This is a genomic window from Gracilibacillus sp. JCM 18966 (assembly GCF_055392695.1).
This window is the reverse complement of sequence record NZ_AP043883.1, coordinates 3,121,939-3,147,359: the sequence shown is the minus strand read 5'-3', so window position 1 is coordinate 3,147,359 and position 25,421 is coordinate 3,121,939. Positions and strand designations below refer to the sequence as shown.

27 protein-coding genes are annotated in these 25,421 nt (G+C 36.1%); 5 read left to right on the top strand and 22 right to left on the bottom strand.

Annotated features, from left to right (window positions below):
- Positions 1-45: 45 nt before the first annotated feature.
- The 7 genes from deoB to ACZ5N5_RS15180 all read right to left on the bottom strand — a co-directional run bounded on the left by deoB (position 46) and on the right by ACZ5N5_RS15180 (position 5,534).
- Positions 46-1,230, bottom strand: a complete 1,185-nt coding sequence (gene deoB, locus ACZ5N5_RS15210) for a phosphopentomutase (RefSeq protein WP_109984229.1) — start codon at positions 1,228-1,230, stop codon at positions 46-48.
- 147 nt (positions 1,231-1,377) lie between these two features.
- Complete coding sequence (xerD, locus tag ACZ5N5_RS15205) at positions 1,378-2,265, bottom strand: site-specific tyrosine recombinase XerD (protein WP_109984599.1); 888 nt, start codon at positions 2,263-2,265, stop codon at positions 1,378-1,380.
- Between the two features lie 12 nt (positions 2,266-2,277).
- Entirely contained in the window at positions 2,278-2,496 is a 219-nt protein-coding gene (locus ACZ5N5_RS15200) for a DUF4227 family protein (protein WP_054787953.1), read from the bottom strand.
- A 65-nt stretch (positions 2,497-2,561) separates the two neighbouring features.
- Positions 2,562-3,023, bottom strand: coding sequence for a ferric iron uptake transcriptional regulator (gene fur, locus ACZ5N5_RS15195; RefSeq protein ID WP_109984228.1), 462 nt, complete (start codon positions 3,021-3,023; stop codon positions 2,562-2,564).
- Between the two features lie 105 nt (positions 3,024-3,128).
- On the bottom strand, positions 3,129-3,767 hold the full coding sequence (gene spoIIM, locus ACZ5N5_RS15190) for a stage II sporulation protein M (RefSeq protein ID WP_054859332.1): 639 nt from the start codon (positions 3,765-3,767) through the stop codon (positions 3,129-3,131).
- A gap of 69 nt (positions 3,768-3,836) precedes the next feature.
- The gene (locus tag ACZ5N5_RS15185; RefSeq protein WP_464372719.1) at positions 3,837-4,988 is read right to left on the bottom strand and encodes an endonuclease Q family protein; all 1,152 of its coding nucleotides are present in this window, start codon (positions 4,986-4,988) and stop codon (positions 3,837-3,839) included.
- Positions 4,989-4,991: 3 nt separating this feature from the next.
- Positions 4,992-5,534: an NUDIX domain-containing protein gene (locus tag ACZ5N5_RS15180; RefSeq protein ID WP_245902303.1), complete on the bottom strand. Its 543-nt coding sequence runs from the start codon at positions 5,532-5,534 to the stop codon at positions 4,992-4,994.
- Positions 5,535-5,689: 155 nt separating this feature from the next.
- On the opposite strand from ACZ5N5_RS15180, the gene ACZ5N5_RS15175 reads away from it, so the two are divergent.
- The gene (locus ACZ5N5_RS15175) at positions 5,690-6,604 is read left to right on the top strand and encodes an aldo/keto reductase (RefSeq protein WP_464368057.1); all 915 of its coding nucleotides are present in this window, start codon (positions 5,690-5,692) and stop codon (positions 6,602-6,604) included.
- Between the two features lie 137 nt (positions 6,605-6,741).
- Here the strand turns inward: ACZ5N5_RS15175 and ACZ5N5_RS15170 are convergent, their stop codons facing one another.
- From ACZ5N5_RS15170 to ACZ5N5_RS15160, 3 genes are all read right to left on the bottom strand, one after another.
- Positions 6,742-7,062: an iron-sulfur cluster biosynthesis family protein gene (locus ACZ5N5_RS15170; protein ID WP_109984224.1), complete on the bottom strand. Its 321-nt coding sequence runs from the start codon at positions 7,060-7,062 to the stop codon at positions 6,742-6,744.
- Between the two features lie 14 nt (positions 7,063-7,076).
- Positions 7,077-7,868: an SDR family NAD(P)-dependent oxidoreductase gene (locus tag ACZ5N5_RS15165; RefSeq protein ID WP_464368058.1), complete on the bottom strand. Its 792-nt coding sequence runs from the start codon at positions 7,866-7,868 to the stop codon at positions 7,077-7,079.
- 389 nt (positions 7,869-8,257) lie between these two features.
- Positions 8,258-9,364: a glycerol dehydrogenase gene (locus tag ACZ5N5_RS15160; RefSeq protein ID WP_109984222.1), complete on the bottom strand. Its 1,107-nt coding sequence runs from the start codon at positions 9,362-9,364 to the stop codon at positions 8,258-8,260.
- A 257-nt stretch (positions 9,365-9,621) separates the two neighbouring features.
- On the opposite strand from ACZ5N5_RS15160, the gene ACZ5N5_RS15155 reads away from it, so the two are divergent.
- Positions 9,622-10,359 (top strand): glycerophosphodiester phosphodiesterase, encoded by a 738-nt coding sequence (locus ACZ5N5_RS15155; protein WP_109984221.1) that lies wholly within the window; start codon positions 9,622-9,624, stop codon positions 10,357-10,359.
- A 12-nt stretch (positions 10,360-10,371) separates the two neighbouring features.
- Complete coding sequence (rnz, locus tag ACZ5N5_RS15150; protein ID WP_464372718.1) at positions 10,372-11,322, top strand: ribonuclease Z; 951 nt, start codon at positions 10,372-10,374, stop codon at positions 11,320-11,322.
- On the opposite strand, the gene ACZ5N5_RS15145 is transcribed toward rnz, so the two are convergent.
- Complete coding sequence (locus ACZ5N5_RS15145) at positions 11,288-12,397, bottom strand: DNA polymerase IV (RefSeq protein WP_464372717.1); 1,110 nt, start codon at positions 12,395-12,397, stop codon at positions 11,288-11,290. The two genes, rnz and ACZ5N5_RS15145, sit on opposite strands and share 35 nt — an antisense overlap.
- A gap of 9 nt (positions 12,398-12,406) precedes the next feature.
- The gene (locus ACZ5N5_RS15140; RefSeq protein WP_464372716.1) at positions 12,407-13,525 is read right to left on the bottom strand and encodes a M20/M25/M40 family metallo-hydrolase; all 1,119 of its coding nucleotides are present in this window, start codon (positions 13,523-13,525) and stop codon (positions 12,407-12,409) included.
- 128 nt (positions 13,526-13,653) lie between these two features.
- On the opposite strand from ACZ5N5_RS15140, the gene prli42 reads away from it, so the two are divergent.
- Positions 13,654-13,767 carry a stressosome-associated protein Prli42 gene (gene prli42, locus ACZ5N5_RS15135; RefSeq protein WP_181397486.1) on the top strand — a complete coding sequence of 38 codons (114 nt, stop codon included), beginning with the start codon at positions 13,654-13,656 and terminating at the stop codon, positions 13,765-13,767.
- A 103-nt stretch (positions 13,768-13,870) separates the two neighbouring features.
- Here prli42 and ACZ5N5_RS15130 read toward each other — a convergent pair whose 3' ends face one another.
- The 3 genes from ACZ5N5_RS15130 to ACZ5N5_RS15120 form a co-directional block, all read right to left on the bottom strand.
- Complete coding sequence (locus ACZ5N5_RS15130; RefSeq protein ID WP_054787950.1) at positions 13,871-14,302, bottom strand: BrxA/BrxB family bacilliredoxin; 432 nt, start codon at positions 14,300-14,302, stop codon at positions 13,871-13,873.
- 120 nt (positions 14,303-14,422) lie between these two features.
- Positions 14,423-16,270 carry a sensor histidine kinase gene (locus ACZ5N5_RS15125; protein ID WP_109984216.1) on the bottom strand — a complete coding sequence of 616 codons (1,848 nt, stop codon included), beginning with the start codon at positions 16,268-16,270 and terminating at the stop codon, positions 14,423-14,425.
- Positions 16,271-16,300: 30 nt separating this feature from the next.
- On the bottom strand, positions 16,301-17,296 hold the full coding sequence (locus ACZ5N5_RS15120; RefSeq protein ID WP_054859325.1) for a BMP family ABC transporter substrate-binding protein: 996 nt from the start codon (positions 17,294-17,296) through the stop codon (positions 16,301-16,303).
- A 197-nt stretch (positions 17,297-17,493) separates the two neighbouring features.
- Here ACZ5N5_RS15120 and ACZ5N5_RS15115 point away from each other — a divergent pair, with 197 nt between their 5' ends.
- Positions 17,494-18,171, top strand: coding sequence for a TerC family protein (locus tag ACZ5N5_RS15115; protein ID WP_245902302.1), 678 nt, complete (start codon positions 17,494-17,496; stop codon positions 18,169-18,171).
- Here ACZ5N5_RS15115 and ACZ5N5_RS15110 read toward each other — a convergent pair.
- From ACZ5N5_RS15110 to buk, 7 genes are all read right to left on the bottom strand, one after another.
- Complete coding sequence (locus ACZ5N5_RS15110) at positions 18,168-18,803, bottom strand: trimeric intracellular cation channel family protein (protein WP_109984214.1); 636 nt, start codon at positions 18,801-18,803, stop codon at positions 18,168-18,170. The genes ACZ5N5_RS15115 and ACZ5N5_RS15110 overlap by 4 nt on opposite strands.
- 19 nt (positions 18,804-18,822) lie before the next feature.
- Positions 18,823-19,425, bottom strand: coding sequence for a transporter (locus ACZ5N5_RS15105; RefSeq protein WP_277677914.1), 603 nt, complete (start codon positions 19,423-19,425; stop codon positions 18,823-18,825).
- Positions 19,426-19,661: 236 nt separating this feature from the next.
- Positions 19,662-20,924 carry a dihydrolipoamide acetyltransferase family protein gene (locus ACZ5N5_RS15100; RefSeq protein WP_464373789.1) on the bottom strand — a complete coding sequence of 421 codons (1,263 nt, stop codon included), beginning with the start codon at positions 20,922-20,924 and terminating at the stop codon, positions 19,662-19,664.
- Between the two features lie 19 nt (positions 20,925-20,943).
- Positions 20,944-21,927, bottom strand: a complete 984-nt coding sequence (locus ACZ5N5_RS15095) for an alpha-ketoacid dehydrogenase subunit beta (protein ID WP_109984213.1) — start codon at positions 21,925-21,927, stop codon at positions 20,944-20,946.
- On the bottom strand, positions 21,927-22,925 hold the full coding sequence (locus tag ACZ5N5_RS15090) for a thiamine pyrophosphate-dependent dehydrogenase E1 component subunit alpha (RefSeq protein ID WP_277677911.1): 999 nt from the start codon (positions 22,923-22,925) through the stop codon (positions 21,927-21,929). The genes ACZ5N5_RS15095 and ACZ5N5_RS15090 overlap by 1 nt, the downstream gene beginning before the upstream one ends.
- A complete protein-coding gene (gene lpdA / locus ACZ5N5_RS15085; protein WP_464372715.1) occupies positions 22,918-24,333 on the bottom strand; it encodes a dihydrolipoyl dehydrogenase in 1,416 nt (471 codons plus the stop codon). The genes ACZ5N5_RS15090 and lpdA overlap by 8 nt, the downstream gene beginning before the upstream one ends.
- Positions 24,303-25,421, bottom strand: coding sequence for a butyrate kinase (buk, locus tag ACZ5N5_RS15080; protein WP_464368061.1), 1,119 nt, complete (start codon positions 25,419-25,421; stop codon positions 24,303-24,305). The genes lpdA and buk overlap by 31 nt, the downstream gene beginning before the upstream one ends.

The following is a 25,421-nucleotide window of genomic DNA, read 5'->3' as shown; positions in this document are numbered from 1 at the left end:
TTTCATAAATGCATAAGCAATTATGATATCAAGGAAATTCCACGGTTAGCTATTAGCTAAAATATCCTGTAAAAAGCTTGTCCCATGTTGTGGCCTTTTCACATCAAAATTTTCTGCAATGGTTGCACCGATATCCGCGAAAGTTTCACGAATTGGTAATCGGTTTGCCTTGGTAATATTTTGATGAAAGACTAGTAATGGTACAAATTCTCTAGTATGATCGGTGCCGTGGTGGGTTGGATCATTGCCATGATCTGCCGTAAGGATCAATAAATCATCTGTACCAATATTCTCTAGAATTTCTGGTAGTCTTGTATCAAACGCTTCTAAAGCCTCTGCATAGCCAGCTGGATTTCTACGATGACCATATTTAGCATCAAAATCGACTAGGTTAAGAAAATTTAAACCATGGAAGGATTTGGACATGGAATCAATAAACTTCTGTATGCCATCTGTATTATCCTTTGTTCTAATTGTTTCGGTTACTCCTTCACCATCATAAATATCTGAGATTTTGCCAAGTGCAATGACGTCAAAGCCACCATCCTTTAATTCGTTCATAACTGTTCTACCAAACGGTTTCAGCGCATAATCATGTCGGTTAGAAGTGCGCTCAAAGGCTCCTGGCTTCCCTATGAATGGCCTTGCAATGACTCGCCCTATCATATACTTTTCGTCTAACGTTAACTCACGAGCAATTTCGCAAATTTTATATAACTCTCGGATAGGGACTATTTCCTCGTGTGCTGCGATTTGGAGAACGGAATCAGCAGAGGTATATACAATTAAATTTCCTGTTTTGATATGCTCTTCTCCCAGTTCCTTAATTATCTCTGTTCCAGAGGCAGGCTTATTTCCAATCACATTACGTCCAGTTTTTTTCTCAAGGGCATGTATTAGTTCAGCTGGAAATTGCTCAAACGTACGAAATGGAGTATCTATTCTTAGTCCCATAATCTCCCAATGGCCAGTCATCGTATCCTTCCCATTTGATGCCTCTTGCATTTTGGTATAAAAGGCTTTAGGTTCAGCTGCTGGCTCAATGCCCTTTATTTCACGTATATTACTTAATCCTAACTTCGCAATATTTGGCATGTTTAGGCCACCTCGATGTTCTGCAATATGTCCTAAAGTATCTGCTCCTTTATCTTGAAAGGCTTCTGCATCGGGAGCTTCGCCTATTCCTACAGAATCTAACACAATTAAAAATATTCGTTTAAATGGTGACATATTCTTTCCCTCCCAGTAATCATTACCCTATAGTTTAACCTACTCTGCGAAAAATTTACGTTACCTAATAATCAAGTTTTATTTAGGAGAAAGTTAACACCCATTGACAAGTTTAAACGAATGTCAATGGGTGCTGTAATCTTCGGACTAAGCTCTCGGATGATGCTCTTTGTAAATATCTTTCAAGCGGGACTTCGATACATGTGTGTAAATCTGAGTGGTTGAAATATCAGAGTGTCCAAGCATTTCTTGAACAGCTCTTAAATCAGCACCATTCTCTAATAAATGTGTAGCAAAGGAATGCCTTAATGTATGTGGAGATATTTCTTTTTCAATTCCTACATCTTTGGCAATTTGCTTAATAATTTTCCAGAAACCTTGACGTGATAACCGATTTCCGTGATGATTAACAAATACATTTTCCGTATTTTTTTTGCTTACTAACATTGGCCTCGCCTGTTCAAGGTACATTTCGACCGATTCCTTTGCTAGGTCACCTAATGGTACAATACGCTCCTTAGAGCCTTTACCAAAACAGCGCACAAAGCCCATTGTCAAATGTAGATCTGCTAATGTTAAATCGGTTAATTCGGTTACGCGCAAGCCAGTTGCATAAAGTGTTTCTAGCATTGCTTTGTTACGAATCGAATATTTGTCTTTGGGCTCTATGCTTAGTAGTTTTTCTACATCATCCGTCGAAAGAACCTTAGGAAGTCTCCTTCCGGTTCTTGGTGTTTCGATATGTAAACTCGGATCTTGAGAAAGTTGAAATTCTCTAATCAAAAACTGATGAAATAATCGAATCGTAGATAGTGTTCTCGCAATCGTCGAGGTTGATTTTCCCGTATCATTTAAATGATATAAAAATTGCAAGATATCTTGCCTAGAGACATTATCCCATTTTTCAAGCTTTTTATTTTCATTTAAAAATTGATAATAATGCGATAAGTCTCTGCGATAGGCCTGAAGTGTATTATTTGATAAGCCTCGCTCAATTCGTAAATAATGATAGAATTCTTCTACAGGATATAACATGTCATCCATGATCTATTCACCCAATCGAAAAAATATACTTATCCTTTCCAGGAGATCATTTTCCTCCTGTTCGAAAACCTCTACTGCGTTGCCTTTTGGCATTTCATAGCGGTCCAGCTGTTCATACTCTTGGTGTAATGCCTTTATAACATAATAAAACAATAATGTACATATGACAAAGATCAACAAAACCTTTGTCATCTCTAATATAATTTTGATCATTTTAGACATTTTGATTCTCCTAATAGAAAATATTATTCTATTAGAATTTATACCAAAAAAAAGAAGAAATATACCTAATTCTTCTCCTCTTCCTCCATATTTTCCTGACATACTCTACAGATCCCATGGAAGGTTAGTCGATGATCCTTCACGAGAAATCCCCAATCCTTCTGAACGATTTCCTCAACCTCTTCTAATAAATCATCCATTATTTCTTCTACAGACCCACATTCTGTACAAACTAGATGGTGATGAAAATGCTTAGCCCCTTCCTTCCGAAGGTCATAACGAGAAACACCATCACCAAAATTTATTTTATCTACTACTTTTAGCTCTGTCAGTAATTCTAATGTTCGATAAACTGTTGCTAGGCCAATTTCAGGTGCTTTATCTTTAACTAATAAATAGACATCCTCAGCACTTAAATGATCTTCTTCCCGTTCTAAAAGAACTCTAACCGTAGCTTCCCTTTGAGGGGTTAACTTATAGCTTTGTGCATGTAATTCTTTTTTGATACGGTCTAATCGATGTTCCATACCTAAGACCTCCCTACAAAACAATTATAAATAGAGGTCCTCCGACTGTCAATTAAAATTATTATAATTAGATAAATAATATTAATTTCTAAATTGAAATTGTTATCATTTAAGAATTTGCTCAGATATAAGCTTCATCGATTCAAATGAAACGACTGTTTCTAGAACCGCTGCAACACTTGCTCCTATGATTAAAAGGACGAACAATGCAATATAACGATAAAACACTTGCAGTACAGGAAGCTTATACCGTTTCGAAAAGATACTTTGTATTAACGTAAAGGAAAAGATCATTGCAAAAACACTCGCCATTATATAAACAGGTATAACAATGAGGTTCTGAGGTGCAATGGCAGAAAAAGAGAACAGTAATCCCTTCCATCCAAGTTGATTTACAAAATAACCAACAGTAAAACCAATTGCTACTCCTTTGACGAATAATAGGACCCAAATTATTGGTAATCCAATAACTGCTAGTCCCAGGAAGAAAAGAAGTGCAAGAAACTGTATATGGTAAAGCATGGCATTTTGAAATAGAGCTTTACGAGTAACGCCATCCTCCACTAAAAAATTTTGGAAGAATCGTTCTAAATAAAAAAAGAGATCTTGTTTCTGAATAAATGACATACTATTCACTATAATGGCTCCGAAAATGATCCCAGTCAAAAACAAGATAATAGTAAATATATAAATAGTATAGTGTTGGTTTAAATGTGCTACAATATGATTTCTCTTCTTTAGCATTTCCTTCACATCCTTGAACATAGTCTCATTTCAATCTATGAAAAGGATGCTAGAAATAGAACTTACTTATTAAGTTATTTTGCCATACCTACCTCCGCCACCAGTAATAATCTCCACTTTTCCTTTTCTAATATTAATGATAGAATTTGCTATTTTTTCACCTACTACATCTATTAAGTCGTTTTTTTCAACAAAGTGAATGATGTTCATTTCATTGCCGAAGTGGTCAAGTAACTTTTCAAAGGTTTTCTTTCCAAGTCCTGGTACATATTCTAGAGGGACTTGATAAATATATGGTGGTCGTTCTGGACTCTCTCCATTACTCGATAACTCCATTATTCTATCTGCTACACCTTTTATCATGGATGTGGCACCACAATGTGGACATGGAGTCTCTTTTATTGGAGATAAACATTCCTTACATACGGTATTATGATATTTTCCTAACTTAGGGTTAAGTCCATAGTTAGCGATTATTTTTCTACCATCTACATTCCGTAATGCTTTATACCATTCATCAAAATTTGCTGCTTTCATCTGTAATTGCTGATACTCTCTTCCTATTTTCGCTAGGGAATGAGCATCTGAATTGGACAAAAAGGGATATTCATGTAATTCCTTTATTTGATCTGCCATTTGTGTATCAGAACTTAAGCCAAGTTCGATAGCATCTATTAGGGATGGATCTAATACTTCCTTTAAACTACGGTGCACTCCTTTACCATATAGACTTTTAAAAGGGGTAAAGATATGGGCAGGAATGAACAATCCGTCTAGCTCCTTCACCGTTCGTTGCAATTCAACCGCTTCCCCATAAAAGCGTTGAGAGCTAAGCTCCAGATTCTTCATCTTCCCAACTAACCATTGAGAAAATTGCTTCATTTTATTAATGGTTGGAAAATAGCAAAGGACATGAATCGGACCGCGGCAATGATTATCATATATTTCGATTTCACTTCCCAAAAGTAGGGTTGTATTCTGATAACGAACTCCACCCTCCTCTAGCTCGACTGCCATCTGATCTTGAATAGCATCCTCAAGCTCACTCATTACTGCTGGAGCATGGCAATCGATTACTCCAACTAAATCCATTCCTTTTCGTTCAGAAGCTTCTTTTAATACATTAGTAATTGTTAAACTCTTCGAACCCGTAATTTTCACAGGTTTTCCAAATTTGTTCCTACCAATATGAATGTGTAAATCGGCAAAAAATGTATTCATGTTTTATCTCATACCTTTGCTTTTTAAATAAAGGATTGCATAAGCAGTTTTCGCATCATGTATTTCTTGACTTTGTATTAAATGCTCTGCTTCTTCTAATGTTAATTCTAATAGCTCGACAAATTCATCTTCATCCAGCTGTTTTTCAACCTCTAGTTTCTCTAGATCGCTCGTTTCATATAAATAAATAATCTCGTCTGCAAAGCCTGGTGAAGTATAGAAGGAAGTTACATAATGTAACGACTTCGTTGTATAGCCGGTTTCTTCCTCTAACTCACGAAGAGCTGTAGTAATTGGTGCTTCTCCTTCTTCTAATTTACCAGCAGGGATTTCTACTAAAACCTTTTCTAACGGTTTTCGATATTGTTTCACAAATATGATTTTATTATCCTTCGTAATTGGAATTACGGCAACGGCTCCCGGATGCTTAATAATTTCTCGTTTGGAAGTATGCCCATTCGGTAGTGTAACATCCTCCACCTGCACCTTAATAATTTTGCCATCAAAAATTTCTTTTGTTTGGATTGTTTTTTCTTCTAAATTCACTACACATAAGCTCCTTTGTCTACAGTTAGTTCCACAATATACTTCTACTACATAATCTACACTCATTACAGATGAGCTACAATTATTGTATTTCTTAATCGCTATATATACAATGAAAAAGAATAGCCATTTATATAAAGAGAGGATGTTTGTAGATGAGGAAGGTACAGTTAGGTGACTCTAATTTATATGTATCGGAGCTAGCTTTAGGATGTATGTCACTCGGCACGGAACGAAAGCAAGCCAATTATATAATCGATCAAGCTCTCGACTATGGAATCAATTATTTAGATACTGCCGATTTATATGATCAAGGTAGAAATGAAGAAATAGTCGGAGAAGCTATTAAAAAAAGAAGAAATGATATTGTTTTAGCTACAAAGGTTGGCAATCATCTGAAGGAAGATGGAAGCTGGTATTGGGATCCGTCAAAAGCTTACATAAAATCACAGGTGAAAAGTAGTCTCAAGCGTCTTCAAACAGATCATATTGATTTATACCAATTACATGGTGGAACAATAGAGGATCCAATCGATGAAACAATTGAAGCATTCGAAGAACTCGTCGAAGAAGGGGTCATTCGTTATTATGGTATCTCTTCGATTCGTCCTAATGTCATTAAGCAGTTTGTCAATAAAGCAAGCATCCAAAGTGTCATGATGCAATATAGTATTTTTGATCGTAGAGCAGAAGAAGAGATACTACCACTATTACAGAAACAAAAAATTAGTGTTGTTACTAGGGGTAGTCTTGCTAAAGGCATGCTTACAAAGGATGCCTTATCGATTACTCAAGCGAAAGCACAGAAAGGCTATCTGGATTATCGTCAGGATGAGCTACTCTCCACGATAAAGCAATTAATTGATCTACTAAATAGTGACCAGACTTTGACCGGTTTAGCCATCCAATATGCTCTCCAAAATGGGGCAGTATCCTCCATTGTAGCTGGGGCTAGTTCCTCTACTCAATTAAGCGAAAATGTAAAAGCATTGGAACAATCTTTTACAACAGCTCAACTCGAACAAGTGGCTCATATTGCCAAACAGAATAAATATGAAAAGCATCGATAAATAGGGGTTCTATCCCAATTAGAAGAAGTAGTAAAAGCATCATTTCGGGCAGTAGGAGTAGTCATATTGATGTAAAATGTTAACAAAATGAAAGTCGGTTCCTTGTAAATAGAAACCGACTTTTTTGATTGCACTTATTAGTGACCTATTACAGATGGTGGAATAAATGGGTTTAGCACCCCTTCAGGACTGGATAGTCGAAAGGTTTGTCCATTAAAGTCAAGGGTCATTTCTTTAGCAAAAAACACTGCTTGCTGGTAATGGACACTAACAGAAAACTGATCACAAGAAACACGCTTCTCATTGTCCTCGATCTGATCCTTTAGTTCAAAGGTAGGCATACCATTTACCCCACAACCACAATCTTCCGTATCATAAGCTAAATGAATCCACTCTTTCTTTCGATCATTTAGAGTATTAATTTTTTGAAGTGCATCTTTCGTAATTGTCAATTCCATAATTGCTACCTCCCCTATTTTGAATGAAATTGCTTATGCAGAACTTTTTCCATCGTTGCTGGAAAAAGCTGATAAACAATCGCGCCTACTTGCATCCAGTATGGCAAATTGATCTCCCTTTTTTTCGTGAACATTGCTTGGACTATCTTCTTGGCCACATAATCTGCATCTAACATATATTTCGCTACATTATTTTGGTAACTACCTGATGGATCTGCATGGTCAAAGAAGTTTGTTTTCACAGGCCCAATATTAACAGTCATCACTCGAATGTTTGTATCGATTAATTCGAGACGTAAAGCATTGGAAAAGCTGATCACGCCAGACTTCGTTGCACTATAAACAGCAGACTTTGGTGTGGCTATTTTGCCAGCTTGTGAAGCTATATTAATAATGTGAGCTTCTGGGCGCTGTTTCAACCGATGCAAAAAAGCATGTGTCGTATATATCAATGCTTTGTTATTAAGTCTTAGCATTTTCTCTACTTCTTTCCACTCGATCTTGTCTAATGATTCAAATAAACCTATCCCTGCATTATTGATAATGGCATCTATCGCTACATTTTCGATTTTTATTCGTTCTATCACTTGTTTCCACTCTGAAAGGTTTAGTAGATCAACCGGATAGTACGTAGCTTCAATTTGAAAATCTTCCTTTAATCTATTTTGTAATGTTTGTAATTTGTCTTTTGATCTAGCTACCATAATCGGAATGGCCCCTCTTTTTGCAAGCTCAAGGGCCACTGCAGCACCAATACCATTTGATGCCCCGGTTATTAAAACCTTTTTGCCATTGATCGATTTCATTCACATCACCTATAATTATTTTACCATATAGCGAAGACTTAGTCAGTAAACACATACATGCATGGCAGCAATAAAAGCGCTGGGCGACCGTTTAGAAACGTAGCGACGGAGTGCACCAACTGAGATTATGGAAATATGTCCCTTCATAGGGGTATGCCGACATTGGACGCACAATCCGTATTTAGTCAGCCTTCATTCACATTTAAAACCGATGATGACTTATCGCAGGGTGGTGCGGGAAGTCGCCTACCTATTTTCTAGGCGCGTCGTGGACGTTGCCCAATGCGCTTCTCTTTTTCTTTGGGATCATATTTTTATCTGTCTTACCTTACAAAAAAATGTGACCTGATTCGTTAACCTACCCATAAGGTCACATTCTTTTAATCAAATTATAACTGCTGCTTTTTCTTATATGCTTTAGCATACTGATCGGCAGCAAAGATCGCGTCCACTACCTGATCTGCTGTAATATGAAATGCTTGGTGAATGGTCTCGCCATCAATGGTTGCAGCTTTTGCCACTTTCATAATATCTTCTCTAGTAGCATCCTTCAGTTTGATATCAGCTAACGTTACGGGTAAATCCAGACTAATAAAAAATCCAAGATATTTTTCAATTTCTTCTAGTCTATGCTTTTCTAAGGCTAACTGCACTAATGTACCAAAAGCTACCTTTTCCCCGTGAGTTAAGTGGTGTATATCTCCTTTAAGTGCCGTAAAACCATTATGAATAGCATGTGCAGCTCCCAATCCCCCACTCTCAAAGCCTAGTCCACTAAGTAATGTATTAGCTTCCACGATATACTCTAGTGCAGGTGTTACTACTTTGGCTTTTGCTGATTCATAAGCTAGATGGCCATATTTAAATAACGTTTCCTCACATTTTTCTGCAATTGCTTCTGCAGCAATTGTTGTTGCACCACCAGCCATTGTCTTTCCCCCGAACCGAATAACACTTCTTGCTTCAATCCAGGTCGCCATAGCATCCGCGATACCAGAAGTTAAAAGTCGTGGCGGTGCTTCTGCAATCACCTTTGTATCTACTAGGATTAAATCAGGATTCCGATTATAGAAGCGATAGGACTCGAAAATGCCGTCATCGGAATAAACGACAGAAAGTGCACTAGTTGGTGCATCTGCAGAGGCAGCGGTTGGTATAATAACCGTATAGGCATCAAGGTCATCTGCTACTGCTTTTGCAGTATCTAGGGTTTTACCACCACCTACACCTACAACTATAGTTGCCCCTGTATCCTTTGCGGTTTGTGAGATACGGTTAATCTCTTCCTTTGATGCCTCTCCCTTAAATAATACCTCTTCGGACTTAATACTTCCTTTTTTTAATTCATTGACTACTTTATGTCCCGCAATGTCCCAAACTAATTCATCTGCCATGACAATGGTTTGATCTCCCATTCCCTTTACATATTGACTAATATTTTCTATTACATTTTTACCTTGAACATATTTCGCTGGACTAATAAACACTTTTTCCATTTACTGCTAACACCCTTTCACTAATTGATACTTTAGTTTATCCTTCCTATAATGAAATAATCATGGGATAAGAAGAGACTTCTCTTAAGGTGTAATTTGCTTTATTCATCCATTCGAAACATTACCTCAAAAACGAAGGATAAAGACTAAAAAGGTCCTATCATTAATACAATAGGTAAAGAATGTTAAGAGCATTGACAATTTATAAGAAATACTAGACAATCAGAGGAGACTAAAAGGGCGGGAGTGGATTTATAATGGCACCAATTATTTACGCACATAGGGGTGCAAGTAAAGCAGCTCCAGAAAATACAATGCCTGCTTTTGAACTAGCTGCTAAACAAGGAGCAGATGGTATTGAAACAGATGTTCAACTAACGAAGGATCAAATACCAGTACTCATTCATGATGAAAATGTAAGAAGGACGACGGATGGAATTGGTTTTGTTCAAGACTATACATATAAAGAGCTCCAAGAATTAGATGCAGGGTCATGGTTTTCTTCTACTTATTCCAATACCACCATCCCAACTTTAGATCAGTTACTAGCATGGAATAAAAAGAAGAAGTTAAAGCTGAATATAGAATTAAAAAATGGTGTCATTGATTATGAGCACATTGAAAAAATTGTTTGTGAAAGAATCCAAGCACATAAGATGGAAAAACTTTCTGTCATCTCGACTTTTAATTTTAAGAGTCTTAAGCGTCTGCAAAAGCTTAATTGTGCAATACCATACTCCTATTTAACAAGTAGAAGAAATCCCGATCTGGTCCAACTTGCTAAAGAATTAGGGGTTACAGGTCTTCATATTCGCTACCGATTATTATCCAAGCGATTAGTCGAAAAAGCCAAGGCAGAAAAAATTTATACGGCTGTCTATACGGTTAATCATCCTTTCTCGATAGCTCGAGTGTTGCGATTAGGCGCACACGGATTATTTACGGATATACCAAGCTTAGCTATACAAATCAAAAAAAAATTAACCAACCCTTAAGGAATGAATCAAATGAATGTTACTTTTCTCGGTACAGGAGCTGGAATGCCCAGCAAAAATCGAAATGTTACATCAATCCTGTTAGATCTGCGACAAGAACTAAATGAATTTTGGATGTTTGATTGTGGTGAAGCTAGCCAGCATCAAATACTTCATACAACTGTCAGTCCTAGAAAGATTAATAAGATTTTTATCACACATCTTCATGGTGATCATATTTTTGGCCTCCCCGGTTTTTTAAGCAGTCGGGCATTTCAAGCTGGTAGGGAGCCTGTTTTTATCTATGGTCCTAAAGGTATCCGAGAATTTGTGGAAACTAGCTTAGAGATTAGTGGCACAAGGCTTTCTTATTCCATATATTTTAAAGAATTGGAAGAAGGTTTAATTTTTGAGGATAGTAAATTTAAAGTCTATTGTAAAAAATTAGATCACGGAATTACAAGCTACGGCTTTCGTATGGAAGAAAAAGATTTGCCAGGTAGATTGCTTGTCGATCGGTTAAAGAAAGACAATATATTACCCGGTCCCGTTTATCAACAAATAAAAGAAAATGATTTTGTAACATTGCCAAGCGGGGAAGAAATCGATACAAGTCCATATATAGATAAGCCAAGAAAAGGAAGAGTAATCGTTTTATTCGGTGATACAAGGTATAATGAGGAGCATATTGCTTTTGCGCAGAATGCAACATTACTCATTCATGAAGCGACCTTTTCAAAGGAGCAAGGACAGCTTGCAAGGGATTATTTTCATTCTACCACTATTCAAGCTGCCCATCTAGCTAAAGAAGCGAGAGTAAAACGGTTAATTATAACCCATATTTCCGCAAGGTTTCATAAGAGTGAGTCCAATCAATTATTACAGGAGGCACAATCCGTATTTACTAATACACAAATTGCCAACGATTTAGACGAATTTTTCATTAAAACTACGGAAGTTCATCAAGGTAATCAAAAAGATTAATTTGATAAAATAATTCATCCTTTTTTTCCGTATTCTGCATCGTTATGCCCAATAACCGAACTGGTTCACCGTTCCAATGCTTACTTAAAAGTGTTTCACTGTAGTAAAAGATCTGCTCCCCTTTCTCAATGAAATGAGGTAATTTTATTCGGCGTGTAACTGTATGACGATTGTTATAACGAATCACAAGCTGAATGGTATCTCCAACTGCCTTTTTCCTTTCTAACCGGAAAGCGACCTTTTTAGAAAGGTCTTGTAGTTGAACAATAAGCTCATCATACTCATCAATATCCATTGGAAAAGTCATGGAACTGCCTATACTTTTAAATGCTTGCGCCTGATCAGGATCTACTGGTCGTGGATCCTCTCCTTTCGCCCTTGCTTGTAGCCTTTCCCCATTCACCCCTAATATTGCTTTTAAAGCATGCGTATCTGCTCTTACTAAATCACCGATAGTATAAATATCATATTTCTGTAATTTTTCCGCTGTTTTTTTTCCAACGCCATACATTTGCTCTAATAGTAGTGGCCATAGCCTTGTCTCAACATCTCTTTTACGTAATATAGTAATTCCATTTGGTTTTTTCATATCAGAAGCCATTTTAGCCAAGAATTTATTCGGGGAAATACCAATACTACATGGTAAACCTAGTTCCTTGCGAAGCTCCTCTCGAATCATTTTAGCGATTTCTAAAGGAGAGCCAATATGTGCACATTTTGTTATATCCATATAGGCTTCATCTATAGAGACTGGCTCCACAAATTCTGTGTACGTTTCTAGATGCTTGAAGATTTGTTGGGAAATTTCTCGATAGCGTGGGAAATTAGGACGAATGACTATTAAGTCAGGACATAGCTTTCTAGCTTCCCATAGAGGCATCGTCGTCTTTACTCCTTTATTTCTTGCCTCATAACTACTTGTTACTATAATTCCTTTTCGTTCATCTGGATTTCCCGCTATTGCCACAGGCTTGTTTTTTAAGTTAGGGTCATCGGCAATTTCAACAGACGCATAAAAGCTATTCATATCAACATGTAAGATTACACGACCATTTTTCGGATACCATTTATTCATTTTCTCTCACTACTTTTTAATTGCTTGTTTAATGATTTCAATCATTAATTCTGGAATTTTTAATAATTCCTCTATCGGCATTTTTTCATGTTTGGTATGGATATTTTCATATCCAATTGCTAAGTTAACTGTAGGAATCCCTTTTCCGGATAAGTGGTTTGCATCACTACCTCCACCACTTTTCACGAGTTTTGGAGTTCGTCCAATCTTTGTCACTGCTTCCATTGCATTCATAACCACTTTGTCTTCTTTACTAAAATGGTATGCAGGATACATATATTCTACATTAACCTTTGCTTTCCCGTTCATTTGCTCTGCTGTTTCTTTTAACGCATTTGTCATCATTTCTACTTGCGTATCTAGCTTAGCTTTTGACAGGGAACGAGCTTCTGCAACTAGCAACACTTCATCACATACAACGTTTGTAGGGCCTCGACCTTCAAAACTTCCAATGTTCGCTGTCGTCTCTTCATCAATACGACCAAGTGACATTTTAGTAATCGCCTTGGCCGTAATACTAATAGCAGATACTCCTTTTTCGGGTTGAACACCAGCGTGTGCCGCTTTACCAGTTATAGTAGCATAGATCTTTGCTTGAGAAGGGGCAGAAGTGATGATATGACCTACCGTTCCATCACTATCCAATGCATATCCATAATCCACTGGTAAATGCTTTTTGTCAAAATGTCTTGAACCTACTAATCCTGATTCCTCTCCACTCATAATAGCAAAATAGATGTCTCCATGTTCGATATCCTTTTCTTTTAGGAGATGAATCGTTTCAAAAATAGCTGCAATCCCTGCTTTATCATCCGCCCCTAGTATGGTGCTACCATCTGACATAATGTAACCATCCTTCTGTTGTGGTTGAATATTATTTCCTGGTGTTACTGTATCCATATGAGCAGTGAAATAAATCTTGTCCGCATTTTCGTTTTTTCCAGTTAATTTGCCAATTATATTTCCAGCTTCGTGTTGTGTATCTTTGTAACTATCATCTTCTAATACTTCAAGATCTAAATCTTTCATTTTATCTAAAATATAATCTGCTATCTCACGCTCTTTTGTCGTTTCGGAATTAATTTGAACGAGCTCAATAAATTGATGTACGATCCGTAATTCATTCATCCTATTTCCATCCTTTCATTTAAATTGTTCTATATACACGACGAGGAATCTTATTCTATTATGTACTTGTCCAATGATAAAATACCATGTAAAATAAATAGTAGTATTGCTAAAAGGAGGCTATCGGCATGGCATCAAAATCAAAACGACAAAGAAGAATTAAGTTAATTGTTTATCTTATGATTGCTGCAATGATTTTATCAACATTCACAATGGGATTATCAGCATTTATCTCTCAATAAACTCCTTGCGAACAGTGAACTTCAGGATAATAACAGAAAATATTACAATTAAAAGGGAAAGGAGATCATCACATCCTTTCCCTTCTCTGCTTACCTCTTTAACTTATATTTCCTCACAATAAGCATCAAATAATTGCTGTAACTTATTCACCACTTCTACTGGACTATGTCCTTCGATTTCGTGGCGTTCCACCATTTTTAAGATTTCTCCATCCTTCAATAAGGCAAATGATGGCGAAGATGGGGCATAACCTTTAAAATATTCTCTAGCCTTTTCTGTTGCTTCTCGATCTTGACCAGCAAAAACAGTAACTAATTGATTCGGTCGTTTGTCGTAATGGATCGCACTTGCTGCAGCAGGTCTTGCTACACCCCCTGCACAACCACAGGTAGAATTAACCATCACTAAGGTGGTACCTTCTTTTTCAAGGGTTTCTTCTACTGATTCTGGGGTTTGAAGCTCTGTATATCCTGCTTCCTTAATCTCTTTTCTGGCCGCTTCCACTACATCACCCATAAAAATATTAAAATCCATTTTTCTTCCACTCCTCTATTTATCTATATGTAACCCTTCGATACTCAGTACTAATTAGAAATGACTGCAATTGTCGGACGAATGCTTCTCTTATATCTTATCAAAAAGCAGTCTGTTATTTCAATTGTTTGGTTTAGGAGGAGGCTCCCCTTTATTAGTTATTGCTTCCTTAACAATGGGAAGGGAAATTTTAAATTCCGTTCCTGTTTTGTCTGAATGGGATAAGCAAATTTTGCCATTATGATTTTCTATTATACGTCGAACTAAATTTAACCCTAGACCAGTTCCATTAGATTTGGACGTTGAGAAAGGTTCAAATAGACTATCCTTTATATGGTCAGGAACTCCATGGCCACTATCTTTAAAAGATAGTATACACTGGTCTGCCGCGACCATTGACTTGATTTCAATTTTTCCGTTTGAACCAATTGCTTCAATACTATTTCTAAATAGATTCAGAAATACTTGCTTTAATTGCTTCATATCAGCAAAAATATAATGATTTTCTATATCTAACTCGCAATGAATATTCTTCGCCTCTAGAGTACTATTAAGTAAAGGCATTAAATCATCTAAAACATCCTTCACTTTCGTTAGTTGTTTTTCGGGTTCTTTTTGTTTAGACATAAGAAGCATTTGTTCGACTAAGGAATACAATCTTTCTACTTCTTTCATCATTAAATTCACATTATACTTTTCCATCAAATCTTTTTCAGATGATTCTAGCATTAACGTTAAAAATCCATGAATAACTGTTAGTGGGTTTCTGATTTCGTGTGCTGACATTGCTGCCATTTCCCCAACTAGAGCTAATTTCTCAGATTGAACAATTCTTTTTTCTAGAAGTGTTGACTCTGTGACATCGATAAAATAAAAAATTCGACCTGTAATGTTATCTTCCTGATCTCTTAACTTTGTTTGGGATACTAAATATACATATTTGTTCTTATTTAAATTTATGAGAATCTTTTTATTGTGATAATTTCTTTCGGAAATAAACATTTCTAATAATGGATGTAATTCCTCTGTTTCCTCAATGACTAATCGCTTCAATTCATCTGTCGTAATCTTCAAAGTATTATAAACAAAGGAGTTAGTCGTATATTCTCGACTTTTATTATCGTATGTAATAATGCCAATTGGTAGCGAATTAAGTACCTGTTCATGCTTTATTTTATCTCCAATAATGGTTTGAAATGACTGCTGTAATTGAAGAGACATTTGATTAATCGATTCCGTCAGACTTTGCAGCTCTAATTGGTTGGAATGCTTTAGTCTTTCACCATAGTTACCTTTCGCAATTTTATTCACCTTCTCCACCATTGATTCAATTGGCTTTGTCATACTTCGGCTAATGCGATAGGATAAAATGATGGAAATGATAAATGCTACTAATGTAATAACTAATAATACGATCAAAGACTTTTCAATAATAACTGGATAAGTATTGGCATTCTCATTAAAGATTTTAAATTCCTCATTACTTGCAGACTGAATGGATGTATGTATTTCTTCTAGCTTCGGTAAGTATTCATTTCTGATCACATCTTCGGCTACTTCTTGATTCTCGTATTCTAGCAATCCTCCCACTTTATTTACAATGATAAAATCCAATGTCTGTACTTGATTTTGGTAAGCTTCCAAATCTTTTGGGATAGGCATTAATTCAGACAAATCACTTGCTTGTTGTTCAGTTTCTAGATCTTGATATTTATCAACTAGGTCAGGTTCTATTCCTTTCTCAAGGTGAGCCTCCACTAGATATTTTTTTATCATCACTTCTTGCTCTAATTGTTTATACCAAGTTAATTCTGGAATGTTTTTGTTTTTAATCCGATTAGTAATTTCACTTATTTCATCAATGGATTGAATCAGGAAAAGAGAAAAACCACTAAAAATAACCAAGATAAAGAGGAGAATGCTTAAAAGCTTATTTTTTAATGAAAATTGTTTAAAAAAATCGCGCATTTGCATTACTCCAATCACTTCTTAACACTTTCATTTTTTGTTTTGTGATAAAATTTCCTTTTTTTCTTGTTCAATAATTTCTATTTCATCTTCTGTGTACATTTTCCCTAATGGCGCTAGTCCGTAAACTCCGTCATATGAATCTAAATAAACTTTCTTTTCCGGAGTCTTAAGGTCTTTTTGAAAATCTTTCAAAATAGCGACATACATTTGCGGAACATTGTTTAACACACTTGTTAACATATGGTTCTCTGCCATATAAGATTGATCTTCTAAGTATCCAATCATATATATACCTTTCGTTTTGGCATAATTAATAACGGCTTGGTTATAACCATTTCCTTTTGTATAAATAATATCGACACCGTCATCTATCATCTTTTCAGCTATCGAGAGGGCTCTTTCTTTGTCCTCTCTACTATAAACAACTTCATATAATAATTCAATCTTCGGATTAATGGCTTCTATCCCAGAGGAAAACCCCCAATCCGAATGCTCATTATTAACTGCGTCAATCACACCTATTTTATTTGTCTTTGTTTGTAATGCTGCAGCAACACCTGCAACATACTCCATCTCCTGATGATCAAATGTATAAACCGTTAAATTGGAATTTAGATAATCACCATGAATCGTAACAAATTGAATATCTTTAAATTGATTAGATATCGTATAAAAAGCCTCTGAAAATTCTCTTCCATGGCCAATTACTAAATCCAATTCTTTTTCATTATTGTTTGCCTTTATCAAATTTTTTAAATCCGAGTCAATATCTACTTCATCTTCCATGGAAACTTGAACATCAAATTGTTTTTCTATTAATAATTTCCCTTTATAAGCAAGACTTCCCCAGCTCTGGTCAGTCATTTCATCTGTCGTTAGTATGAGTACATTTGTCGTCTTTTTTTCAGAAGCATTCATATCACTTATAATTTGTGTTGTCTTGACACATAAGATGATAAAGAAAATGGAAATAATTGATAGTATAACAGTAAAAATTAATTTTATTTGTTTTTTAGCATCCATTTTTGTACTCCCTATATTGATGTCTTCCATTTTCATTATACATAAAAGAATTCGATTTGAACACATACTTTTACATAATTCACCTTAATTCGACAAAAACATTTTAAGTAGCTCGTACAAAAAAAACGGACCATTTTGTCATAAAGGAAAATTGGATAAGCATAGAATATAGTAAGTCATTACAAGGGGGGGTTATATTGTTATTTTATTTATTACAATGGGACATTGATTGGGTTCGCTTGCTACAAGTAATCTCCATTGATATTGTCCTATCTGGTGATAATGCACTAATTATCGCGATGGCAACTAAAAATCTTGAGAAAAGATATCAAAATAGAGCCATTTTCATAGGTGTTGCAGGAGCAATTGTGCTTCGAATACTTTTTGCCAGTGGAATTATTTACTTGTTGAGATTTCCATTTATCTATCTAATTGGTGGTCTCCTACTCATTTGGATTGGTTACAAAATTTTAATAAAAAAAGAAGAGAATCCAGACATCTCTTCCCATCATTCCTTATATCGTGCCATCCTCACAATCATTTCAGCTGATTTAGTAATGAGCTTAGACAATGTAGTAGCTATCGCTGGAGCATCAGCAGGAAATATTCCGTTATTAGCTATCGGAGTGATTATTAGCATCCCACTTATGGTTTTTGGTGCTAAATTTATTGTGATATTATTAAAAAAATTCCCGTCTTTAATGTATGTTGGATCAGCAATTTTAGTCTACACCGGTGCCGACATGATTGTTCATGAAGAATTTATCATCCAGCTATTTCAAATTCATCATGCCGTTATTCCTTTATTATTCTCCTGTATTTTAACATTGGCTGTAATTCTGACAGGCTATATCACGAATCGAGAAGCTACTTAAGACTTGATCGTATTTTTTATTTTAGTTCTTTTGGTGACAACTGGAACATTCCACTTCCATTTAAGTGCAAGCATACGTATAGCAAACGTCATAATAAAACAAAGATATAGGCTGATCATCAATGGAAGGAAATCATTTGTTAGAATTAATACAAGGGACCCTGCTATGGAGGCTATTCCGTAAATTTCCTTCCTAAATACTAACGGAATCTCTTTTACGAATACATCTCGTAAAACACCACCGCCAATCCCTGTCACCAGCCCCATTGCTACAATAAGAAAGGGTTGTGAATAATCTAAACTAATTGCTGCGTTTGCGCCAACAGCAGTAAATACACCAAGTCCAATCGCATCAAAAAAGGCAATACTATTTTTAAACTGTCGAATCTTTTCATAAAATAAAATGGTCACTAAACTCGCCAACAAACTGACTAGAAAATATTGCGGGTAGATCAAGTTTGTTGGCGGTATATTTCCGATCATTAAATCACGTATAACTCCACCAGCCAAAGAAGTAGTTAGTCCTAATAACAAAACTCCAAATATATCTAAATTTTTACGTATGGCTAAAATAGAACCCGATATAGCAAACGCCATTGTTCCAATATAAACAAATGTTTCAATTAAAAACATCCCATGTCCTCCTTCGAAACTAATTCACACTTCGGCGATAAACATCCTCTATTTTTGTAAAAAACCATTGCAATGCTAAACCTTGGAGTAGTACCCCTAATATCGAAGTGATGCTTAACAGAATAATAGTAGGAAAATGTTGTATCATTTCTATACTTTTAGCAAATAAAAAAAGATGACTAAAAACTTCTATTATCGCATTATTCCATGAATCCAGTTTGTTATCCATTCTCCAGATAATTAGTGCTTCTATCCATAACCCAAAAGGAATTATACATATTATGATTAGTTTATGAGTTCGCTCTAATTTCTCTAAATAAGGTTTAATATAATATTTCGTGATTGTCTTAATTCGAAAAAGATAGAAAATCCTCACTATTCTAGCTAACTGAAAAAATTGATCCAACGGAATAACTGCTATTATCAAAAAAGGGTTTTTCTTAATAAATTGCCACTTTTCTTTAGCCAAGGCAAATCTTACAATAAAATCAATTGCAAACACTAACCAGACAATAAAGTGTATCTCAGAATTTATTTCATTGTCGGACCATAGGGTTAATATGGTTACAATAATCAATAAAATCATAAGCGAATCATATAAGATTTTCAACAGTTTTTGCATAATATCCATCCAAATCTCGATACATAATAGCTTGCTAGCTAACGCCTTAGAGATGAGAGTCAAGGTGTATGTCTTCCAAGACCTTTGTACTTAGCAACACTTACAGACTAAGCTGCGTCTCATTTGCTAGCTTCTAAAAAGAAGGAAACCCTGTCACTGTGCTAGGGTTTCCTTCTTACATAGTATACGAAATTTTGTTATAAAAAGAAACAACTTTTTGAGAGAATAACCTATTTTTAGTAAATAGGTGTAGTGTCGCTAGATATATTTTCTAATATGGATTTCACATGTGACATGAAAGCACCACAAATGACCCCATCTAATACACGGTGATCCAAAGATAAACAAAGATTAACCATATCTCTTGCGGCAAACATGTCATCTATAATAACCGGTCGTTTTACAATCGACTCTACTTGTAATATAGCAGCTTGAGGATAATTGATAACGCCCATCGATTCAACGGAACCAAAGGATCCTGTATTATTAACCGTAAACGTGCCATCCTCCATATCTTCTTTTGCAAGGGTGCCTGTTCTTGCTTTTCTTGATAATTGGTGAATTTCCTTTGCTATTCCTTTAATACTTTTCTCATCCACATTTTTAATTACTGGTACATATAATTCATGCTCATGAGCTACCGCAATGGATAGATTAATCTCATTTCTTTGGATAATTCGATCTCCAGCCCAGCAACTGTTAAGCTCAGGGAATTTTTTCAAAGCTTTTGCTACGGCATTCAAGAAAAAAGCAAAGTAAGAAAGGTTATATCCTTCATTTTCCTTGAAGGAATCCTTTTCTGCATTTCGATAGGCAACTAAGTTCGTCACATCTACCTCGATCATCATCCATGCATGAGGTATTTCTGTCTTGGAGCGCACCATATTTTGAGCAATGGTTCTTCTTAAGCCAGTAACAGGAATTTCCCTATCACCTTGTCTTGCTTTGACTGGTTTACGACGGATGATTGGTGGTGTAAATTCCTCAAATTCTTCTTCTTCCTTTTTAGTAGGAATAGGCTCCTGGTTATCTTTTTGGGGAGAGTGCTTACTTTCGATGACTTTTTCTACATCTTTTCGCGTAATTCTTCCACCTTTTCCTGTACCATTAATCGTTTTTAAATCTAGGTTGTTTTCCTGTGCCATACGCATTACTGCAGGTGAATAACGGTTTTTCATCGTTTTCTTAGTAGAAACGTGCCCTTGTTCAACGACTTGCTGCGGTTGTTCACTCTCCTGTGCAGCAACTGCTTGTTCTGCTTCCATTTCGATATAACACATTAATTGGCCGACCTCTATTGTTTCTCCTTCTTGTGCGATGATTTCTTTAATCACTCCAGAATAGGAAGAAGGTACCTCTGCATTTACTTTGTCTGTCATGACTTCAGCAATTGCATCATATTTTTCAACATAGTCCCCTACCTTGACTAACCATGTACTCACTGTTCCCTCTGTAACACTCTCACCAAGTTGGGGCATATTAATTCTTTCCACAGTCAAGCGTCTCACTCCGATCTAATTAAAATTCCGCTAATTCTTTAATTGCCTGTTCTATTTTATCAGGATTGATCATAAATTCTTTTTCTAATGGTGATGCAAATGGCATTGCAGGTACTTCCGGTGCCGCAAGTCGTTTAATCGGTGCATCTAAATCAAATAAGCAATTTTCACTGATAATGGCAGCAACCTCTCCTATAATACTGCCTTCTTTATTATCTTCTGTGACTAAAAGAACTTTACCAGTTTTGGTAGCAGCCTTAATAATTGCTTCCTGATCAAGAGGGTAAACGGTTCTTAAATCCAATATTTCTGTACTGATACCTTCCTGTTCTAGCTTCTCTGCCGCTTGTTTCGCAAAATGAACACAAAGGCCATATGTGATCACCGTTACATCCGAGCCTTCTTTTTTCACCTCTGCTTTTCCAAGAGGTACCGTATAATCTGTTTCTGGTACTTCTTCCTTTAACAATCGGTAAGCACGTTTATGTTCTAAAAATAATACAGGATCATCATCTTGAATAGAAGCCTTTAACAAACCTTTAACATCATAAGGACTTGATGGCATAACAATTTTTAAACCTGGCTGATTAGCAAAAATCGCCTCGATTGATTGAGAGTGATATAGTCCTCCATGAACACCACCACCATATGGTGCACGGATCGTAATAGGACAATGCCAATCATTATTCGAACGATACCTAATTTTTGCCGCTTCTGAGATGATTTGATTAACAGCTGGCAAAATAAAATCAGCAAATTGCATTTCTGCGACTGGGCGCATCCCATACATCGCTGCACCAATTCCAACTCCAGCAATTGCAGATTCAGCTAAAGGTGTATCCAATACTCTTTGTTCACCAAACTGATCGTATAGCCCGTCTGTTGCACGAAAAACTCCCCCTCTTGGACCAACATCTTCTCCAAGAATAAATACCTTTTCATCTCTTTCCATTTCTTCTTTTAGTGCAGCTGTAACTGCTTGAATATAGGATAATACTGCCATTATTTTCCCTCCTCCCCATATACATGATCTGTCAATGTACGAATATCCGCATATGGAGCATTTTCGGCATAACTGGTTGCTTCGTTTATTTCTTGTTTTATTTTTTCTTCCATTTCCTGTTCCAAATCCTCTGTCAAAATATTCTCTTCTTGCAGTGCCTGCTTAAATAACCAAATACCATCAGTCTCTCGAGCGGTTGTCACTTCATCTTTCGTTCGATACGTCATATCATCATCATCACTTGAATGTGGGGTTAAACGATAGGAAGTTGCTTCAATTAAGGTCGGTCCTTCCCCTTTTAAAGCACGCTCCCTTGCTTCTTTTACTGCTTGATACACCGTAATTGGGTCATTGCCGTCTACAGTTATCCCATACATACCATAACCTATTGCACGATCGGAAATTTTTTCACATGCTACTTGTTTGTTTAATGGTACAGAAATGGCGTATTTATTATTTTCTACCATAAAAATGACAGGTAGTTTATGAACACCAGCAAAATTTAACCCTTCATGAAAATCTCCTTGATTTGATGAACCTTCCCCAAGTGTAACAAAACTAACGAGTGATTTATTTTCCATTTTGGCAGCTAAAGCAAAGCCTACAGCATGTGGAACTTGTGTAGTTACAGGAGAAGAGCCTGTGACAATTCGGTTTTTTCGTTGACCGAAGTGACTAGGCATCTGTCTCCCGCCAGAGTTTGGATCCTCGGCTTTTCCAAAAGCTTGTAAGAATATTTCTCTTGTTGACATGCCAAAATGGATCACAACACCTAGATCTCGGTAATAGGGCAGGACATAATCGACTTGATTATCCAGCGCCGCCGCTGCAGCTATTTGTAGTGCTTCCTGTCCTTGGCCTGAGACAACAAACGGTATACTGCCAGAACGATTTAACAACCACATTCTTTCATCTATTCTTCTAGCTAAGAGCATTTCTCTATACATTTCTAACAATGTTTCCTCATTCAATAAGCTATTATTTTTTAAGTTAACCATGAATTTTCCTCCCCTCAGCTGCTAAAGCAACTTCTCCAATAATCTCACTTAATGACGGATGTGGGTATACCGCTTCAGATGTTTCTATCCCTGATCCATCAAAATATTGGATTAAACTAGCTTGACCTATTAATTCTGTCACATTTTTTCCAATCAAGTGAACACCTAATACATCATCATTATTCTTGTCCAAAATAATCTTAGCAAAACCACTTACATCTCCGTTTACATGAGCTTTTCCTATTGCTTGGAAAGATGTTTTGGATATTTTGACTGTTTTTCCTTGAAGCTTTGCATCAGATTCAGTTAATCCTATTGTTGCAATTTCAATATTGCCATAAACACATGAAGGGATAGCTGTTTCTTTTAATAAGCTTGGATAATTACCAGCAATATGTTCGACTGCAATATTGCCTTCATATGTCGCAGCATGTGCTAGTTGTTTCCCTCCATTAACATCGCCAATTGCATATATATGAGATTCCTTTGTTTGAAAATATTTATTGACTTCAATAAAACCATTGCTTGATGTTCGAATATCGGTATTTTCTAAACCGATATTTTGAGTGTTTGCTTTTCTACCGACAGCAACTAGCATGAGATCTGTTTTGATTTTTTTTCCATTGGTTGTTTCAACCTCGACCTGATCTTGTTTACGTAGCGTATTCGGATCAACAGCTGTATTGGTTAATACTTGAATCCCTCTTTTAGTTAACAATTTACTCATCTCAGACGAAATATCTTGATCCATGTGAGGTAAAATTTGTTCCTCCGCTTCTATTAGCGTTACTTCTACACCAACATCTTGGAAGAAGGATGCCCATTCTACGCCAATTACTCCTGCACCAACAATCATAATGGAAGTTGGTAGCTCATTTAATGTAAGAGCATGATCAGATGTGATGACTTTTTCCCCATCAATCTCCAAGCCTGGTAACGTATTTGGTGCAGAACCTGTTGCAATAATAACATTTTTTGGTACTAAGATATCATTTTCTCTTCCATCTTGATATTCTACGGAGATACTACCTGCCATCGGAGAAAATATGGAAGGACCTAAAATTCTGCCATACCCTTGATAGACATCGATTTCTGCACTTTGAACTAAAGATTTTACACCATTATGTAGGGTGTTAATAATTTGATTCTTTCGTTCTATTGCTTGATTCAAATGAAATTGTGTTTCCTTCACTTCCACACCAAATTGTTTTGCATTCTTTACCTGTTGGAAAACTTCTGCACTTTTCAGCAATGCTTTTGTAGGTATACAGCCTTTATGAAGACAAGTGCCGCCTAGTTTTTCCTTTTCCACAATTGCTGTTTTTAATCCAAAGCGTGCTGCTCTTGCTGCGGTAACATAGCCTCCGGTTCCGCCACCTAATAGGACCAGATCATATTCTTTTGCCATTCTCCATCATCCTTTATTTCTTTCTCATACTCTTTTGGTATTTCCGTACCTTCTAAAACTCTTAAGGCTCCTCTTGATAAAGCTAGCATTACATTCTCGCCAGGATATTCATGGACGTCTGCAATCCAACTAACACGATTCATTATTTTTTGATTTAAATAGTGAATCTCTGCTAAATCGCCTGTTAGAACTATTTTGTCAACATTCCCTTCAAGAACTACAGCCATTTTACCTATTTCTTTAGCTACTTGGTAAGCAAGTGTTTCTATTACTAAAATAGCTTTATTATCGTTAGCTTCCACCAGATCCTTTACATCCCTTGCTTTATTTGTTCCTAAATATGCATATATACCACCTTGATGTATAATCATTTCCTTTAGCATATTTTGATCATGATGTTGATAGCTCAAATTAATTAATTCATTATTTGGAATACTGCCTGCTCTCTCTAATGAAAAGGGTCCTTCTCCATCAAAGCCGTTATTGACATCAACTACTTTGCCATTGGCATGGGCTCCAATTGTTACACCGCCACCCATATGTGCAATAATTAAATTCATCTCATCATAGTTAGAATTAGATAGTTCAGCTATTTCCCGAGCTACTGATTTTTGATTTAATGCATGAAAAATACTCTTCCTTTGAATAGTAGGTATTCCTGTTCTTTTTGCAATGGTCGTCATCTCGTCCACTACAACGGGGTCAACAATATATGCATCAATATTAAGATTACTAGCGATTTCATTAGCCAAAATTGCCCCTAAATTGGAAACATGCTTTCCATTAATGGATTGAAACAAATCTTCAATCATCTTTTCGGTTACAACATATGTTCCACCACTGATTGGTTGAAGTAAACCACCTCTGCCACAAACAGCATCTACGGATGAAATGTTTAAGCCAATTTCTCGAAATGCTTGAAATATTGCATCCCTTCTAATATGAACCTGTTCATAGATATCTAAATTTACATCGTGAAGTGAAAGGGGTAATTCTTCTTCGTATAAATTTTGTTCATTCTCGAATACGGCAATTCTAGTCGTATAAAGTAATGGATTAATTACTAAAACCCGATAGCTATTCGACAT